This is a genomic window from Acinetobacter faecalis (genome assembly GCF_034187745.1).
GTDB lineage: Bacteria > Pseudomonadota > Gammaproteobacteria > Pseudomonadales > Moraxellaceae > Acinetobacter > Acinetobacter faecalis.
In genome coordinates, this window is sequence record NZ_JAXHPF010000022.1 from 1 (window position 1) to 731 (window position 731).

Sequence of the window (731 nt, forward strand, 5' to 3'; positions counted from 1 at the left end):
CGACCTGCATCTAAAGCCAAGGTTTTATTAGCTTGAATCTGCCCACCGATATTATTAATATCCGTCTGCGCTGTCGCAAAGACTTCATTGCCTTGAATTAAACCGCCTACGTTATTAATGTTATTTGCTTCAAGATTAACAACTTGACGACCCGCAATATTACCTTGATTGTTTAGATTTCCAGTTAACTTTAAATTGACTGTATCTGCTGCGATTAGCGCCCCTTTGTTATTTAAATCGCCAGGTTGAACTGCAACATAAACTTTAGGCACTAAGACTTGAATCTTTTCACCATCAACAGTAATAGTCTCTGTCACCAACCACACAATGTCACTAGTCAATCTTGCAATTTGTGCTTCAGACAGCTTTACTCCAACACTTAAATCAAGGTCTTTAGCAGTACTTACCCCTGAATCCATCAATGCTTTAAATTGATCTTCGTAATTCGTAAAACCATCCAGATAAACTTTACCTGTCAGTTTTGCAATTTGGTCATTTACAAGTTTTTGTTCGTAATATCCATCTCCTAAGCGCTTATGCATATTTTGAGGATCAGTAGAGAACATTTGTAGCATGTAATCACTACCCAACCACTTTTTATAGTTGGTAAAGGCGTCATTGGTTTCAATTAAAGGCTTATTATTATTTTCTTTATTTACATTATATAAAGATTGAAGCGGCAAACTTAAGTCAGAGGTATCTCCTGCTAACTCCCCCTGATATGCACCATC

Annotated in this window: 1 protein-coding gene; it reads right to left on the minus strand. The window is 36.9% G+C overall.

Features of this window, described 5'->3' with window-relative positions:
- A partial coding sequence (locus SKM54_RS12360; RefSeq protein WP_321095511.1) for an S-layer family protein occupies nt 1-731 on the minus strand: 731 nt, incomplete at both ends.